This is a genomic window from Snodgrassella sp. W8132, from assembly GCF_016100865.1.
GTDB lineage: Bacteria > Pseudomonadota > Gammaproteobacteria > Burkholderiales > Neisseriaceae > Snodgrassella > Snodgrassella alvi.
In genome coordinates, this window is sequence record NZ_JACFRQ010000002.1 from 277,310 (window position 1) to 294,727 (window position 17,418).

The window sequence follows — 17,418 nt, forward strand, 5'->3', positions numbered from 1 at the left end:
TTTCAGGCAGGATTTTGCTGAAAGGTTTCACGTAAGCGTTTTTTATCGGTTTTGCCGACGGCAGTAAGCGGCAGGCTATCAACAATGCATACCTGATCAGGCAGTTTGTAATGAGCAATACCCAGATTGAGCAGATGGCGTTTCAGGCTCAGAGCAGTTAAGTGCTGATTCTGTGACACAATAAATGCACAGCTCTTTTCACCAAAACGTTCATCCGTAATAGCCACCAGTGCGGCTTCGGTAACATCAGGATGGGTAATCATCAGTTTTTCAATTTCTTCAGCAGCAATTTTTTCGCCACCGCGGTTAATCTGATCTTTAACCCGTCCTACCACTTTCAAATATCCGTTGCTGTTACGCTGTACCAAATCACCTGAATAATAAAAACCTTCTGTATCGAAAGCCTGTGCATTGTGTTCAGGGCTCTGGTAGTAACCGCGAAAAGTATAGGGACCGCGTGTTTTCAGCATACCTGTTTCTCCGGCAGGCACTTCGTCACCGTTTTCATCCACCACTTTTACTTCATCATCCGGGCTGATAGGACGCCCCTGAGTGGTGACAATAAGCTCTTCGCTGTCATCCAGCCGCGTATAGTTCACCAGTCCTTCCGCCATCCCGAATACTTGCTGCAACTGACAGCCGAAAACATTTAATACCTGTCGTGCCACTGATTCCGGAAAACTGGCACCGCCTACCTGAATTAATTGTAGTGAGTGCAGCTTTTCCAGTTGTTCAGGTGCCTGCTGTAACCACATAGATACGGCACTGGGTACAAGCGAAGCCATAGTTACCTGATGCTGTTCAATCAGGCTGAAACAGCTCAGCGGTTCGGGGCTTGCCGCCATTACCACACATCCGCCGGCATGAAATACACCCAGAGCGCCGGGTGAGCTCAGCATATAATTATGTGCTGCCGGCATGGCACAGAGTAATCGGGTATGCTGATTCAGAGCGCAGATTTCGGCACTGGCACGCACGCTGTAATCATAATCATTGTGCGTACGCGGAATGAGTTTCGGCGTACCGGTACTGCCGCCGGAAAGCTGGAAAAAAGCCACTTCATCTGCCGGCGTAGCAGCATAATGGCTGATATCAGATTGCGCAGTGGTATACCAGTCCGGCAGGCTTTCATCATCAGCAAAGGCATTGAGCATTAGAGTTAAAGCCGGCGCCAGCTGTAAAGCAGTCAGTTCAGTCAGAAAATCATTTCCGCTGAATACTTCATGATGGCGTGAGGCCACCAGCAGCCGGGGTTTAATCTGGCTGAAAAAACTCTTTAATTCATGCTGACGATGATTAAACAGTGCATTCAAAGGCACAATACCGGCTTTCAGCAGAGCAAAAAAGACAATATAAAATTCGGCAATATTAGGTAGTTGCACCAGTGCAGTATCACCTATGCCAAAGCCCTGTGCGCTCAGTCGGGCTGCCAGATTATCGGAAAGCTGATTTAACTGTGCATAACTGAAATGCCGTTCACCACAGATAATGGCAGTTGACTGCGGAAACTGTCTGGCAGTTTGTGTCAGCACGCGGGTTAACGGCTGATCCAGCCAGTAACCTTTCTGGCGGTATTTCCGGGCTAAATCTTCAGGCCAGTGTGTATAGCTAATCATCTTATCAGCCTTTTTTTCTATCTGTTAAACCAGCTGAATCAGACAAAAATGTTGATTAATCAAAATAAATTGAATCATCCAACATTTTTCTGATGGTCTGTTCAGGGTTGCTAATTACGGTTTGCTGTAGTGATAAGTTTTAGTTAAATGAAACTGGTAATCATTTTCATTTAACTGTATCATCGTCAAAAATCGTAAATTTGTCAACAGAGTAAAGAAATAATGTGTGAACTTACTCCAATGCAGTCTGCATGCTGGTTTGGGCGTGTGCATGACGCCATGCTCGGTGGTGTGGCTGCGCATCTGTATACCGAATTCAATGGCACTCAGCTGGATTTAGACAAACTCAGACAGGCAATTGAATGTCTGTACCGGCGGCATGAACTGTTACGTTTGCAACTGAATGCCGAAGGTGAAGTAAGAATCAGAGATACGCTGCCGCAAAATGTATTGGAAATAGATAATTTTTTACATTTATCCGAGGCGCAGCAGCAACAGAAACTTGAAGACAAACGCCGGCAATGGACACATCAGCAACTTAGTCTGGATGAAGGACAGACAGTACGTTTTTCTGTCAGCCTTCTGGGTAATCAGGTTTTCCGCCTGCATATAGATGCCGATATGATTGCCGTTGACCCTTCCAGCTTCCGGATTCTGATGGAGGATCTGGCTCAGTTTTACGCAGACAGTACCGTCTGTCTGCCTTCACCGCCATTTTTTTATGACTGGCGCAACAGGATTCAGCAGGATCTGTACCAACGCCAACAGCAACAGCGTGCTCGTCAGTGGTGGCTGTCACGCATGGATACTATCGCACCTGCGCCTGCTTTACCTTTAAAGCAACTAACCGCGGCCGGAGCACAAAGCACACGCTTAAGTGCAATTATCGGTGCAGAGCAGGCATTGCTGTTACGCCGGTTTGCCCGTCAGCAGCGGTTAACCTTGTCTGCTCTGATGCTGGGGTTGTTTGCCTATACATTGGGCAAAGTCACCCATGATCGTGCTTACCGGCTTAATGTGCCGTTTTTCTGGCGGGAACCGCTTTTGCCTCATATTGACCGAACCATTGGTGATTTTGCCGATCTGGTGCTGTTAAATGTTGATATGACTGAAACGCCTGATCTGGAAACTTTTTGCCGGCGTCTGGCGACTGAATGGCGGCAATGTCTGGATCACCGGCAATTCAGTGGTGTCAATGTAATGCGGCGTTTGTCGCGTTATCATGCTACGCCGCAAATCGCACCGGTAGTATTTACTGCCGCAGTCGATTTACCTGAAAAAAATCTGTTCTCATCCAGGGTACATGAATATTTTGGCAGTATGGACTGGTGTATTTCACAGGGGCCGCAGGTGGCACTGGATGCACAGTTTGTGCAGCTAAATAATGATTTACTCATTAACTGGGATATTCGTCTGGATGCATTAGCCGATACATGGGTAAACGGACTGTTTGAACGTTTTCTGACTCTGCTGAATACATTGATTGCGCAGCCGGAATATTTTTCACGCCCGTTAACTGAATTGAATCAGTACCTGAATATTACCGAGCCTGATGAAAAAGCCACCCCTTTAAACTCTCTGCAAAAATCCTATTTGTCCGGCCGAAGTACCGCTTTTGCGCTTGGCGGTGTGGCGATGCAGGAATTTCGCGAATATGCCGGAACTCTGGATTTACCCGCATTCAGGCAGCGTCTGGCTGATATGGTACAGCATCATGCCAGCTTAAGAACCTGTATTGATGTCAGGCGTTGTGTACAGTGGGTAAATCCGCAGGTAATTATTAATTTAACTGAAATCAATCTGTGTGGAGAAGAGCCGGCAGCCGCTACCGAAAAAATTGACAGTTTTCGCCGGCGTTATCAGCAGGAAATATTTGATTTACAGGAATCGCCGTGGGATATCACACTTTTTCAGTTATCCGCACAACAGTTTATTGTCTTTGCGCGCTTTGATGCGCTGATTCTTGACGGACGGTCTATCGCAGCGCTGATGTGTGAGTTATTCACAGATACGGAGCTGAAAGAGGCGCCACTGCTGTCTGAAAACAGGCAGCAACCGGATATTCAGACTTATAACACAGCACTTGCCTACTGGCAGGCACAGTTGCAGCCTGTTACGAGCATTCCGCAATTACCCTGGAAACAGCCTTTAGCGACACTGGAAACTTCACGCTATCAGCGACAAAGCGCCGTATTGCCGGCACAGACATTCGATAAATTATGTCAGTCAGGTTTACGGCAGGGGCTCTTTAAAAATTCCTTATTGATGGCGTTGATTCTGGCGGTATTAAATCGCTGGCAGCAGACATCCGGCCTGCTGTCGGCAGCGGTGCCGGTTTTGCCGCTGTATAAGGGTGAATTCTCCAATCAATCCACTTTTGTTGTGGTCTGCTGGTCATCCGCAACCGGGTTTATCGAACAGGCGGTTAAATTACAAAAAAATATGCTGGACGGTTTGCAGCATCTGGCCTTTTCCGGTGTGGACTTGGCAAGATTACTATTTGAGCAGCATGGTGAAGCACCGGTTTTACCAATCGTTATTACTAATGGATTATCGTGGCCGGTGTTACCGGCGGGTAGCGCAGTTCATTATGTTAACGGGTTAACTCAGACACCACAGGTAGCGATAGATATTCGCTTTATGCTCAGTGATGACGGCGCATTGCTGTTTAATATTGATTTTGCACAGGCTGCCATTGATGCAGCCATCATTCACGATTTTCTCGCAGTTCTGGTCAGCGTCTGTCAGCAACTGGCTGATCAGGGTCTGGAAAATATTGATTCCGTATTAAATCAGACATTATCCAGTATCACAATCAATCCGAATGGGCAGTGTGCTGATGCAGTTATCCGTCAAAGAGAACAATTAGAACATATTTACCGCGATACGCTGAATATCGAACAAACAATAGTTATTGAACATACCCGGCCATTCAGCCAGCTCGGATTACGCCCTGCGCATGTAAAAGAAATTACCAGCCGGATAAATCACAGTTTCAGACTGACTCTGAATCCGCGCCAGTTAATCAGCTGCCGCAATATGAAGGAAGTGGAACAACTGATCCGGGCAGAAATGGATTCAGTATAAAAGCATTACATGTTGTAAATATTTAAATGTTTAACTTTTTGTACATAGGGACGGAATAAACATGGATATAAAGCAAACGGATTTGGCAGGTATTGGGATTGGTCCTTTTAATCTGGGGTTGGCGGCATTATTATCTGGTCATTCAGAAGTCAATGCAGTATTTCTGGATAAAACGCCTACTTTTCACTGGCATGCTGGCCTATTATTGCCTGGTACCACATTGCAGGTACCCTTTCTGGCAGATCTGGTTACCATGGCTGATCCGTGTCATCCCTTAAGTTATCTTAATTACCTGTGTCAGCAGGGGCGTCTGTATCAGTTTTATTACTATGACCGTTTTCTGATTCCGCGTCAGGAATATGATGATTATTGCCGCTGGGCAGTACGCCAGTTGCCATCCTGTCATTTCGATGCCTGTGTCAAGGCAGTAAGTTATGATTATCGTCAGGAAAGATTTATTCTCGAAAGTGAATCTGCAGCCGGAGACAGACAGATTTTTTCCAGTAAAGATATTACTGTTGGTGTGGGTACCAAACCTTACCATCCTGAGTGGCTGAAAAACACCAGCCACCCGCTGATACAGCATTCAGCGCAATTTACCTATATGCAGAAACAATTGCAGGAATGTAAACAGGTTACCGTGGTCGGAGCAGGGCAAAGTGCTGCTGAATGTGTGCTGGCTCTTTATCGCGCATTGCAGCCGGAACAAATCCGGGCAGGCGCGTCAATCCGCTGGATTACCCGTTCTGCCGGTTTTCATCCGATGGAGTTTTCCAAACTGGGACAGGAGTGCTTTACTCCGGTATATATGCGTTATTTCCAGACACTGACACCGCAGAAACGGCGTGAAGTCAGTGCCGGTCAGGGGCAGCTTTATAAAGGGATCAGCTTTGCCACCATTGGCGATATTTATGATTTATTGTACGAACGAACCATTGCCGGTGCACCGGCAGGGCTGACACTGTTTTCTAATTGTGACGTGCAGTCGGTAGAAATACTGCCTTCCGGCGTAATTAATATGACCTGTCTGCATACCCAGCTTAATCAGCAACAAACCATTCAGACAGATGCAATTGTGGCAGCCACCGGCTACCATCATCAGTGGCCGCAATGGTTTGAAGAGCTGAAAGGCAGTGTTCTGCAAACAGATGAGCACAATGACTATCTGGTTAATGAAGACTTTACCGCTGTACGCTGTGATAGCGGTAAAGGGCGGATTTTTATTCAGAATGCCGAAATCGCCAAGCAGGGGGTTGGTTCCCCTGATCTGGGTATGGGCGCAACCAGAAATGGTGTGATTATTAATCAGCTTCTGGGCAGGCAATATTACCGGGTACCGGAATACTCGGCCTTTCAGCAATACGGATTACCGCAATAAACTGCCACTTATAAAAAATCGCCCGAAAGGGCGATTTTTTAACAGGCCGGAAATTTTTTAAAAATCATACGAACCGGATAAAAGGAAAGTTCTCGGTGCACCTAAAGACAGATTGGACAGGCGCGGCATGCCCCAATATGCTTTGTTGGTTACGTTCTTCACTTCCGCGCGCAACGTAAACGGATGGCCGGATACTTTGGCATTGTAGCGGGCACCAATATCAAATACAGTATGGCCGGGTACCGATAAACTGTTTTCCTGATTCAGATATTGTTTGGATACAGCCGTAGCATTGGCAGAAAGAGTAACAATGCCGGCTGCGGCTTTAATATCCCACTCCGCACCCAGCTTACCCTGTACTTTAGCCACACCCGTAGCGATATTTCCTTCATTGGCATGATTTGCCAGTTTAGTCAGCTCCGGTTTAATGTAGCTGGCACCGCCTATCAGACGTACTGTTTCAATCGGCGAGGCTATAAACGTCCATTCAATACCGCGGTTGCGCTGCTGACCGCCGGATGTAAACTCATTGGTTCTCAGATCAGTATAACTATTGGGTTTTTTAATTTCAAATATGCTTAAAGAATTAACCAGATTGCCGTAATCCCATTTTACTCCCAGCTCAGTCTGCTTGGTTTTATACGGAGCAAACACCTTGGGATAATTAGCTGCTGTAATGGGGGCTGAATTACCCTTGGTCAAACCCTCAATATAATTGCCGTAAAGTGATACATGATCTGTGGCTTTAAACAGAATAGCCACGCCCGGAGTCAATGCGTGTTTTTTGTATTCAGTTAAAACAGGTTTACCCATCAGGCTCAGATTATCACTTTTGACTTCCTGATAGCGCAGACCTAAAGTCAGCTGCAGTTTATCATCCATGAACGACATAATATCGGCCATCCCATAGCTTCTGAGCTGCAGTGAGCTTCTGGAAATTGGCGGAACATCAAAGGGTACAGACTTACCCCATGTCGGATCATACATATTGGTTATCCATGTAGCCCATGGAATACTTCTGACACCAAAATCATGCTGATTATGCTTGTAGTAAGTAGTATTAACTACCCATTGATGATTTACCGGACCAGTATCAAACTGACCTTTAAAGCCCACATCTGCTGATTTCTTGTCCAGATCAAATGCCAGCTGCGCCATTATGGTCTGAATGGTGCCTTTGTTATCCAGTAAATTGGCTGAAGTAGCACCATTGTATTTATAATTGGTTTTACTGCGCCCGAAAGCCGCATAAGCAGTAATATTGTTTGTAATATCAAATTCACCGCGCACCATGGCTCCGCGGTCTTTATTGCTGACATATGACCAGTCGGGGTTAATCAGCGTTTTCGGATTTGGCGGTGAGGGTACTTTCATATTTTTACCCAGATTGATACCACGTACCACTCCATCCACCTTGTCATTGGCCATATAGATATCGGCAGAAACCCGTGCACGGTCGCCGCGCCAGTCCAACCCGACTGAACCGAGCTGGGTTTTCAAGTCCTGTTTTCTTACAGGGCCGGAGCCATCCTGATAAACCCCGTTAACCCGGATCCCGAACTGTTTGTTCTGTCCGAACCGGCGGCTGGCATCAATGGTGCCGCCCCATTGTGAATCAGACATATAGGTAGGCGTTATCCGCAGCAATGGTTCATTACCTGCGCGCTTGGATACCAGATTAACTGTGCCGGCAACAGAACCGGCAGGCGGCATACCGTTTAACAGTGCGGACGGTCCTTTCAATACCTCAATGCGTGAAAACATGGCCGGCGGTGTACGGTAATAGGGGGCAATACCAAATAAACCATTCATCGACATATCGTTGGTGTCGGACTGAAAGCCGCGGATATAGTAATTTTCACTCCAGCCGCCGATAGCGCCATTGGTAAATACCGAAGGGTCAGTAGCAGCAATGACATCAGTGACATTTCTTGCCTGAGAATCCTCAACGAATTTATTGGTATAGCTAACGGTATTAAATGGCGTTTCCATCGCAGTTTTATTGCCAAGAAAACCAAGACGGCTGTCTTTAGCCACAAAACCGCCGGAGTAAGTTGTTTTTCCGCCTGCTTCCACCACCACATCAGCCAGAACAGCTTCACCAGTGGATTGAGTATTCTCGGTAGCTGTTTTTTTCACTGCAGGTTTGGCTTTATCATCAGCCGGTTTCGCATATATAACCGGAGTGTAAAGCAGCATGGCGCTGGCAATACTCAATATCAGCGCTTTGGGTGAGGAAGTGAACGGATGCAGAAAATTTTTGCTTCGGTGTCTGACCGCAGGCAAAGCCTCTTGCCTGCGGTGATGTGCGTGTTTACCCATAGATTTCTCCTTGTTAACTAAACTCACGCAATACATTTAACGGATGGATTTATTGGTAGGGTCTGGTTTTCTTATTTATACAGCTTATTATTCTGCTGTAATTAAAACAAAGTTATTGATAGCCTTTCATCACATCCTGCATAAGCAGTCGCATCGAAGTAGGGCTGGCTCCGGTGGTATACCATGCATCGGCATCCACAAAGACTACCCGGTTGTTTTTCCATGCTTTGGTAGCGCGTAATAACGGATTAGTTACCTGTGCAGCGCTAATCACCGGCTGATGCTCCATAACTGAGGTACGGTCAATAATGTACAGAATGTCCGGATCAGCCCGTTTAATAAATTCACTGGAAATCGGCTGTCCGTGCAGGCTGGTGCTGAGATCATTACTGGCCGGTCTGACCCCCAGATCACTGAAAACGAAGCCGTAGCGTGAATCCACCCCATAATTACTGAAAGAGCCATTGTTATAGAGTACTACCAGCGCTTTTTCCGGCCGGTCTTTAGTCACGGCACGAACTTTACTGACTTCCGTATCCAGCTCAGCAACCTTGGTGCGGGCTAAATCTTCACGGTTAAAAATCTTACCCAGAGTCAGCAGATGATTTTTAATGGTATCCAGATGCCCGTGTTCGCTGTTATTGAAGTTGATTTCATAATAGAGCGTAGGTGCAATCTGCGTCAGTTCCTGATAATGGTCTTTCTGAATTGGAGTCATTAAAATCAAATCAGGTTTCAGAGTATGGATACGTTCCATATTCGGCTGCACAATGCCACCTAAATCGGCAATATCATCATGATTCTGTTTGTATTTATCCAGAAAATGCGGAATAAAATCCTTGGGCATTCCGGCAACAGGCACATTTAACTGATCCAGAAAGTCCACTTCATTCATATCCATTGCGGCTACATGCTGCGGAATGTGATCAATTGTAGTTGTACCAAGCTGATGCTTGATAATAAGCGGCTCAGTACGCTTCTGTACCGCAGACGAAGACGCAGAAACCGGCTTTTTATCACAGCCGGATATGGTCACCATTGTTGCTACTGCAATCAGCCCCAGCAGACTGACAGCACATTTTTTGAGTTTCCCGTTCATATTTTACCTTTCGACTTTTGAAAATACTGACAGACATAACCATGTTTATTGTGACTAATTTCAAAATCCAGCTCATACAGTTCACTCAGGCGTTCTTCAGTAATGACTTCCTGAGCAGGACCGCTGAAACTTAACTGTCCCTGTTTTAATGCGACAATATAATCTGAATAATTTGCAGTAAAATTAATATCATGAACCACCATAATCACAGTTTTCCGCTGTTCTTCACTCAGACGCCGGATTGCTGCCATGATTTGTACTGCATGATTCATATCCAGATTGTTTAAAGGTTCATCCAGCAGCAAAATCCTGGTTTCCTGAGCAATAGTCATCGCCAGAAAAGCCATTTGCCGCAGCCCGCCGCTTAATTCATCTATATACGCATCACGCAGGGCACTGAGCCCCAGAAAATCGATTGCCTCGTCCATAACCTGATGGTCTCTGGCTGAGAGTATCCCGTGCCCGTAGGGAAAACGGCCGAACGAAACCAGCTCCTTAACCGTCAGCCGCAAACCGAAATAAGGAGATTGCCGTAGCGTTGCGACCAGACGGGCATAATCAGCAATGCGGATGCCGGCAATATCCTGCTTATCAAACAGAATATTGCCTTTAGTCGGCGAAAGCAGCCGTGCCAGAATCATCAGCAGAGTGGATTTCCCTGCACCATTGGGGCCAATCAATGCAATTACCTGCTGCATCGGCAGCTCCAGATTAATATTGTTCAGCACCGGCCGATGACCATATACTTTGGAAATATTCTGAATAGAAATCATGCCATTCCTCGATGACGGACAATAAGCAGCAGAAAATACACCCCGCAAATCAGATTAATTAAGATACTGACTGTCGTTTTATAATTAAACACATGCTCCACCAGAATCTGAGCAATCAGAAACACCGCAATAGCTACCGCACTGGCAAATAACAGAATCCGTTTATGCTGATAATGGCCGACGAAGGCATAAGCCATATTGGCAATAAATACCCCCATAAAGGCAGTCGGACCAACCAGACTGGTCGAAACAGCGACCAGTACAGCAATCAGACCGAATCCCCAGCGCACATAACGGGCATAATCGACACCAAGCGAAACAGACTGTTCCTCTCCCAGAGCCATCACATCCAGAGTAGTCAGATACGGATATCCCACCAGTCCTACAGCCAGCATGGCGACAAAAGCATATAAAAGCGTCTGCGTTTCGGAATGATTAAAAGATGCATAATTAATTCCCTGAAAAACAGAAAATTCGCCCGGGCTGATTTTGAGCACAATAAACTGCGTTAATGTGGTGATAACCATGGTCAGCACCATACCGAACAAAAGCAATAACCACAGACTGTGGCGTGCACGCGGCAGCAGATAATGATGAATAAGCCACGAATAAAACAGCATTAATCCGACTGAAGCAAAAAAATTCCCGTTCAGCCCCAGCAGCCCCAGACTGCTTTGCCCCAGAAAGAACAGCAGCAAGACCTGCCAGAACAGATATACTGCCTCATAACCCATAATTGCCGGAGTCAGAATCCGGTTAGTTACCAGCGTCTGAAACACCACAGACGAAACCGCAATACAAATACCTGCCAGCAAAATAGTAGCCAGACGCAGTAATCGCTTGGGCAGCACATATTCAAAATCAAGGCCGGAATCAAACAGCATAAAAAATACCGCCAGTCCGGCAATACCGGCGCAAAGCAGCCAGAATTTGCGATTCATCATCGTAGCCCCCGTAAAATCAGCAGCAAAAAGACAATGCCGCCAACCGCACCGGCAGTAAGGCCAATAGGTATTTCAAAGGGGTAGATCAGCAAACGGCCGGTAATATCACATCCTAGCAGCAGGCATGCCCCGCCCAGCGCAACAACGGGTAAAGTTCTGGCTAAATGTTCACCATATTTAATCGCCACCAGATTCGGAATCACCAGACCGATAAAAGGAATAGAACCAACCGTAATCACCGTAGCCGCAACAGTAACTGATACCAGCATCAATCCAATAGCCACAGTTGTTTTATAGCTTACGCCCAGACTGGCAGCCATCTGTTGTCCCATACCCACTACAGTAAACCGGTTGGCAAATACATAACTCAGAATAATTACCGGCACAAGCACATACAGCAATTCATAATGCCCCTGCACCACACGGGAAAAATCTCCCAGCAGCCAGCCCTGAACATTTTGTAAAAGATTATTTTTATAGGCATAAAACTCAGCCGCAGCACTTAAAACACAGCCATACATCAGCCCGATTACCGGAATCAGCACAATCTGCTGATAGCGGATTCTGGCAATAATCCAGATGTAAATCAGTCCGGCAACAAAGCAGAACAGCAGAGCTGCCAGCATCTTACTCAGCACACCGGCAGAGGGAAGCAGTACCAGCGAAACCAGAATGCCGAGTTTGGCTGCATCCAGCCCGCCAGCTGTTTCCGGCTCCACAAATTTATTGCGGACAATATGTTGCAGAATCACACCACCGATAGAAAGTCCCATACCTGTGAGCACAATCGCAATCAGACGGGGAAAGCGGCTGGCTTTGACAGTTAACCAGTCAGCATCAGAACCGGACAGCAGACCTGTCCATGAAACCGGATCAGTGCCTACCAGCAAAGACACAATACATAAAACAATAAATACACTGATCAGAATACGGTACATCAGTGATATATCCTGCTACAGCAATGACTGATTACAGCCGTTGTCACAAAGTCATCACCATATAAAACCGTAAGCCGGTAAGTTAAATTTTGCTCCGGCATCAGCTGATACAGACTCAGCATTGATTCTCCTCAGGAAAGTGCTCTTTATGTCGATCCGCTGCTTATGCTGCTGTTTTACGGCATAAATCAAAACATTAAATAAAATTAGAAACAATTAAAGTTGATGAAAATGAAAATCAATTGTATTATCATTTTAAATGTATTGTAAAGTATTATTAATAAAAATAAAAATTCTGACTCTGATAAACAGAGCAGACAGATAGCACAAATCTCTTCCGATGTTAATTTAAGTTAACTGGTTAAATAATTATTACCAGAATGAGTGAAGACAGTCATGAATAACTGATACGGCAAGAGAGGATTAATAATATGTTAACGTTAAATACAGATTCTGCTCCTTCTATCGCAAATGAGCACGAAGAATTTATCTGGATGCAGCAATTGCAGGAACCGGAGCAGGTAAAATATCAACTAGCGGTGTGGCAGGTAAACCCATATCCGGATTTAACCATACTGCATAAAAGCATTGTGCATTTACTGGAAATCCATACAGACTTAAATGTTCGCTATCAATTTACCGATGACGGAGATTTATATAAATATCCCGATGCTGATTTCTCAGCTTGTATCCAAACAGAGCAAATACAGGAAAAACAGCTTATTACCCTTCTGGCGCAACTAATGCAGCAATCATGGCAGCCGGAAACAACACCCCCCTTTCTGGTTACAGTAATCAGCACAGAAAACAAAGTTTTTCTGGCTTTGCGTTTACATCCGATACTGGCTCAGCAATTTACTCTGGATGATTTAATTCAGGAAATTCAAGCTACTTACACCAGCAATACCGGAGCACCGCATCAGCTCGAATTATTGCCTTTAGATTTAACTGTACTGAATATACCGGCAACACCGGCTCAGCCTGCAAATACAGAATCGCTGCCAGACATCATACTGGCAGAATTCAGAAATACACTGGCAGAGCCCGATATGACTGCTGACGATGATTTTTTTGATTTTGGCGGACATTCACTACTGGCAACACGGGTGATAGGTAATTTACAAAAAAATCATGGTATTAAATTGAATTTTAATGATTTTTTTAAATCGCCTACAGCAGGCGCACTGGCAAAAATTGCCCGTCAGCAGCAGCCGGCAGTATCCGCAGCCGAAGTACAGCCGGATCAGAGTGCGCCATTAACACTGGCACAGGATTTTCTATGGCAGGCATACAGTGCCTTTGATTTCAGCCCTATTTACAATTTACCGTTTGCCATCGAATTTCAGCAGCCGGTCAATGAAGAAATCCTGCATCAGGCATTTAATGATTTAATCATACGTCATATCGGCTTGCGTACCCTGTTTAAAACCGATAAACAGCAAACCAGACAATATACAGTTCCCGTAGCCGAACTTAACCAATATAAATGGTTCTGGCCGGTCAGCGACAGCCATGGAGTAACACTGTCCGGTGAAGCGGCGTATAAATTTGATCTGACTCGTGAACTGCCTCTCAGAATCCGGCTGTTAACAGCAGATAACGGCAACACAGTTTTATCGTTTCTGGTACATCATATGGTAATAGATGAATGGTCTTTAAATACCATCATGACTGATCTGAGCCATGCTTATGCCGCACGGCTGCAAGGGCAGGCACCGGTATGGGCAAATACCGTACCCGCTATTCATGAATTTGCACGCAGACAGCAGCAAAACGGTATTAACCGTCAGCATCTTGACTACTGGCGCAGCCGCTTACAAGGAGCAAAAAAAGGCTTAACCCTGAACACAGATACCATTACCTTGCCGGAAAATACTGCTCCGCAGGTGAAATGGCTGGAAATCAGATTTGATTCTGCTTTTCATCAGCATATTTCCGCATTTGCCAAACTTCATCATGCTTCAATATTCAGCGTGTTTTATACCGCTATTGCCACCATACTGCAAAAAGAGGGTAATTTAGACGAAATCGTCATCGGCACCTCAGCATCCGGCCGTACTGATCCCAATTATTTTGATACCGTTGGCTACTTCACAACCATGGTTGCCCATCGTACCCGTTTTACCCCACAGCAATCATTTACCGCATTGCTGGCAGACACCAGTGAACAAATCAACGAATCCATGGATTATGCCGATATTCCGATTAACTATATTCAGCAGGCTTTAGGTATTCCTGATAACGAAGGATTAATGTTTGATGTTTATATTCACATTCATTCAAACAATGCTTTAAATGGTCAGCTAAACACAGCCCGGGGTGCCATACCTTACCGGCAGATATTACCGGAGCGCAATGAATCCATGTTCGGGTTGCACTTCGAAATTATGGAAAATCAGATTAACAATCAGTACAGCCTGAGCATGATTATTACCTATCAGGCACATCGTTATCCGACTGTACTGGTCGAGAGAATAGCCAAAGAAGTGCAACAGCTGTTAAATGATCTGGCTAAACAGGCATCGGCATAAAGATTCAGATAAACAAAGTACTTAAATTTTTTAAGTACTTTGTTTAATAATTTCCGGCAGATATTATTCAGGCATTCTCCTGCTTATCTCATTCACCACATCCTGTATTGTTTTACAGCGTAGCAAAACAGCCGTATCCAGCCGAATATCAAACTGTTGTGTAAGCTTGTCTGAGAGCATAATTAACTGTTTCAGACGCATACCAGTATCCAGAATTTCAGTTCGGGCAGAAATATTCACAGCATTCTCTGCTGTCTGGGGCAGGCATTCACGAAAAATAGCCAGAATATCATCAGTTACAGCCTGTTCTTGTGTCGCTGTCACTTTGGCCTGTGGCAGCGTAGCCTGATACAGTCGTTCCTGTGCCATCTGCTGTATCAGTTTACGGTCTACTTTAACATTACGGGTTAGCGGAATTTCTTCAATCATCAGCCATCTGGTCGGAATATGTGATTTCGGTAAATCAGCCATCAAGCATGTTTTCAAAGCATTAATATCCGCATCGGGCTGATTAGCCGGCAACGTATACACCGCCACCAGTTCATGCATTTGTGTTACCGGGTGAGTACAGCACATCACCAGACTGTCCTGAAAATAGCCGGATTTAGCCAGTGCAGCCTCAACCTCGGCCGCAGAAATCCTCACACCTTTTATTTTCAGATAACCTTCAGTACGTCCCGCAAAAATAATATTGCCATCATCTCGCATATACCCCAAATCACTCATGCGAAAAGCAATTTTTTCTTCATCACATCCCAGAGACACAAAATCCCCGGTTTGCAACTGACCATTGAGCAAATAACCGTTAGACAGATTCACGCCCGACATATACATTCGTCCCACCTCACCAATAGCACATGGCTGTAACTGCTCATCCAGAATATAATATCGGTTATGTGCCAGTGCTTTACCATAAGGAATCACATCAATATCTTCAGCAGTTATTTCATGCCATATACTCCAGATAGTTGTTTCCGTCGGACCGCCTAACGAAAACAAACGCGCCTGTGGCAGTTGCCGGCGCAAAAACTGAATCAGACCCGGCTTAATATAATCACCACCTTGTGCAATCAGGCGCAAAGACTGCAATTGTTCTTTACTGGCAACGCTGCACAGCATATCCACAATAGCCGGAACACTTACCCAGATACTAATATTATAAGCTGTCAGTAACTCAGCCCATGACATTGCATCCTTGGCCTGGGCAGCAGTAGGAATAACCAGAGAAGCACCAAGAGCCATTGCCCCAAAAACATCAAAAACCGACATATCATGATGAAAGGGCGTTACAGCCATCAATACATCATCCTGATCAGCCTGCCACCGGCTGATGGTTTGTCCGAGTACATTGGCAGTAGCCAGATTATTCAGTACCACACATTTCGGCGTTCCCGTACTGCCGGAAGTATATAAATAATAGGCTGCTTCAGTATTCAGCTGATAGCAGCATTTCGAATGATTGAAACCTTGTGCAGTCAGGGCATCATCAATAAGTACATATTGCCGGCCGGTTACCGGCGTTTTGCTAATCACCAGATCCGTCAGACTATTAGACAGTAAATAATCTCGTCTGGCTTCTGGTGCATCCATATCAACCGGTAACCAGATAATACCCGTCAGAGCACAGGCCAGAACCGCATAAACATGCTCAGCACTTTTAGGCAGACAAACTGCCACTACCGCACCGGCACGTAATTTTTTTTGTTGCAGTGCAGCCATTACCTGAGCCACATTTTTACCCAGCTGAACGTAACTGATTGCTTCACCATCATAGAACAGAGCAGTTTTATCTGGTGGATAATCAAACAGATTATGCCGGATAGAATCAAGAAAGCAGAATGCATCTGCCACTATCTCATCGTATTTCCCGCGATACAGAAAACTATCCCGATTAGATTCTAAGTTATCCTGTTGCTGTAATTCAGAGCTGTCAGATTGCATATAAACTTTCTCCCGTTTATTGTTGTCGGCTGCTACATAAATGAGTAATGACAAAATAGAATTTCAAATAAATTACTTCACCGCAGAACATTTTATACAGAGTTAACTTTTTTTAAAAGATAATAATAATTATTTTCATTTATAAGAAAAATTATAATTTCAATTGTTTATTCAGATTATCGATAGCAACTTTCGGGCAAATAATCATTAAATTGCCCGTTATCCGCTCTTCGCAGGTTAGTTGCATACTTAAATCACTGCTTAACCGGAACAGGCCTCAACAGCTAAATAAAATTATATTGTATGTTTTAATAAGTAAACATATAATAAGTTTACTTATTATATAAGGAGGAACAATGAATAAAATTTCAATCACATTTACCTTACCAACATCAGCTAAACCGGAACAAATCTGGCCATACTATACAAAGCTTTCATTAAGACAACTATGGGAAACTGATCTTGAAAACTTCCTTTTTTTCGGTGAACTTAAAACAGGCGTACAGGGAATATTTAAACTCCGGAATGTACCTGAAATGCCGGTAACATTATCAAAAGTAATCATCAATCAGGAATTCACCGAAGAATTTAATATGCCGGATATCGGCGTATTATCTTTTTCACATCAGATAGTAAACCTTTCGCAAAATCAGTATGCATTAAAATCTGAAATTGCCCTGAGACCGGAGCAAAAACTTGATGCTAAATCCTCTTATGCTTTTCTAAAGCAAATCTCAGATGATATTATCGACAAAGCATATGCTTTAAATCATCTTGTTGAAAGCTGAA

General features: G+C 44.8%; 11 protein-coding genes. 4 read left to right on the forward strand and 7 right to left on the reverse strand.

Going from position 1 to position 17,418, the window contains the following annotated elements:
* Window positions 1-2 precede the first annotated feature (2 nt).
* Window positions 3-1,616, reverse strand: a complete 1,614-nt coding sequence (locus H3U82_RS08900; protein WP_084550654.1) for a (2,3-dihydroxybenzoyl)adenylate synthase — start codon at window positions 1,614-1,616, stop codon at window positions 3-5.
* 222 nt (window positions 1,617-1,838) lie between these two features.
* On the opposite strand from H3U82_RS08900, the gene H3U82_RS08905 reads away from it, so the two are divergent.
* Both H3U82_RS08905 and basC read left to right on the forward strand, forming a co-directional pair.
* Window positions 1,839-4,703: a condensation domain-containing protein gene (locus H3U82_RS08905; RefSeq protein WP_198210225.1), complete on the forward strand. Its 2,865-nt coding sequence runs from the start codon at window positions 1,839-1,841 to the stop codon at window positions 4,701-4,703.
* A 61-nt stretch (window positions 4,704-4,764) separates the two neighbouring features.
* Window positions 4,765-6,081: a putative histamine N-monooxygenase gene (basC, locus tag H3U82_RS08910; RefSeq protein ID WP_198210227.1), complete on the forward strand. Its 1,317-nt coding sequence runs from the start codon at window positions 4,765-4,767 to the stop codon at window positions 6,079-6,081.
* A 57-nt stretch (window positions 6,082-6,138) separates the two neighbouring features.
* Here the strand turns inward: basC and H3U82_RS08915 are convergent, their stop codons facing one another.
* The 5 genes from H3U82_RS08915 to H3U82_RS08935 all read right to left on the reverse strand — a co-directional run bounded on the left by H3U82_RS08915 (window position 6,139) and on the right by H3U82_RS08935 (window position 12,157).
* Complete coding sequence (locus H3U82_RS08915; RefSeq protein WP_198210229.1) at window positions 6,139-8,403, reverse strand: TonB-dependent siderophore receptor; 2,265 nt, start codon at window positions 8,401-8,403, stop codon at window positions 6,139-6,141.
* Between the two features lie 112 nt (window positions 8,404-8,515).
* Window positions 8,516-9,502 carry a siderophore ABC transporter substrate-binding protein gene (locus H3U82_RS08920; RefSeq protein ID WP_198210231.1) on the reverse strand — a complete coding sequence of 329 codons (987 nt, stop codon included), beginning with the start codon at window positions 9,500-9,502 and terminating at the stop codon, window positions 8,516-8,518.
* Window positions 9,499-10,275, reverse strand: coding sequence for an ABC transporter ATP-binding protein (locus tag H3U82_RS08925; RefSeq protein ID WP_198210234.1), 777 nt, complete (start codon window positions 10,273-10,275; stop codon window positions 9,499-9,501). The genes H3U82_RS08920 and H3U82_RS08925 overlap by 4 nt, the downstream gene beginning before the upstream one ends.
* Window positions 10,272-11,219, reverse strand: a complete 948-nt coding sequence (locus H3U82_RS08930; protein ID WP_198210235.1) for an iron chelate uptake ABC transporter family permease subunit — start codon at window positions 11,217-11,219, stop codon at window positions 10,272-10,274. Before H3U82_RS08930 ends, H3U82_RS08925 begins: the two co-directional genes overlap by 4 nt.
* On the reverse strand, window positions 11,216-12,157 hold the full coding sequence (locus H3U82_RS08935) for an ABC transporter permease (protein WP_037394177.1): 942 nt from the start codon (window positions 12,155-12,157) through the stop codon (window positions 11,216-11,218). Before H3U82_RS08935 ends, H3U82_RS08930 begins: the two co-directional genes overlap by 4 nt.
* Before the next feature lie 431 nt (window positions 12,158-12,588).
* On the opposite strand from H3U82_RS08935, the gene H3U82_RS08940 reads away from it, so the two are divergent.
* Window positions 12,589-14,688: a condensation domain-containing protein gene (locus H3U82_RS08940; protein WP_198210236.1), complete on the forward strand. Its 2,100-nt coding sequence runs from the start codon at window positions 12,589-12,591 to the stop codon at window positions 14,686-14,688.
* A gap of 63 nt (window positions 14,689-14,751) precedes the next feature.
* On the opposite strand, the gene H3U82_RS08945 is transcribed toward H3U82_RS08940, so the two are convergent.
* Entirely contained in the window at window positions 14,752-16,629 is a 1,878-nt protein-coding gene (locus H3U82_RS08945; protein ID WP_198210237.1) for an AMP-binding protein, read from the reverse strand.
* A gap of 356 nt (window positions 16,630-16,985) precedes the next feature.
* Here H3U82_RS08945 and H3U82_RS08950 point away from each other — a divergent pair, with 356 nt between their 5' ends.
* Window positions 16,986-17,417 carry a hypothetical protein gene (locus H3U82_RS08950; protein WP_198186590.1) on the forward strand — a complete coding sequence of 144 codons (432 nt, stop codon included), beginning with the start codon at window positions 16,986-16,988 and terminating at the stop codon, window positions 17,415-17,417.
* Window position 17,418: the final 1 nt, after the last annotated feature.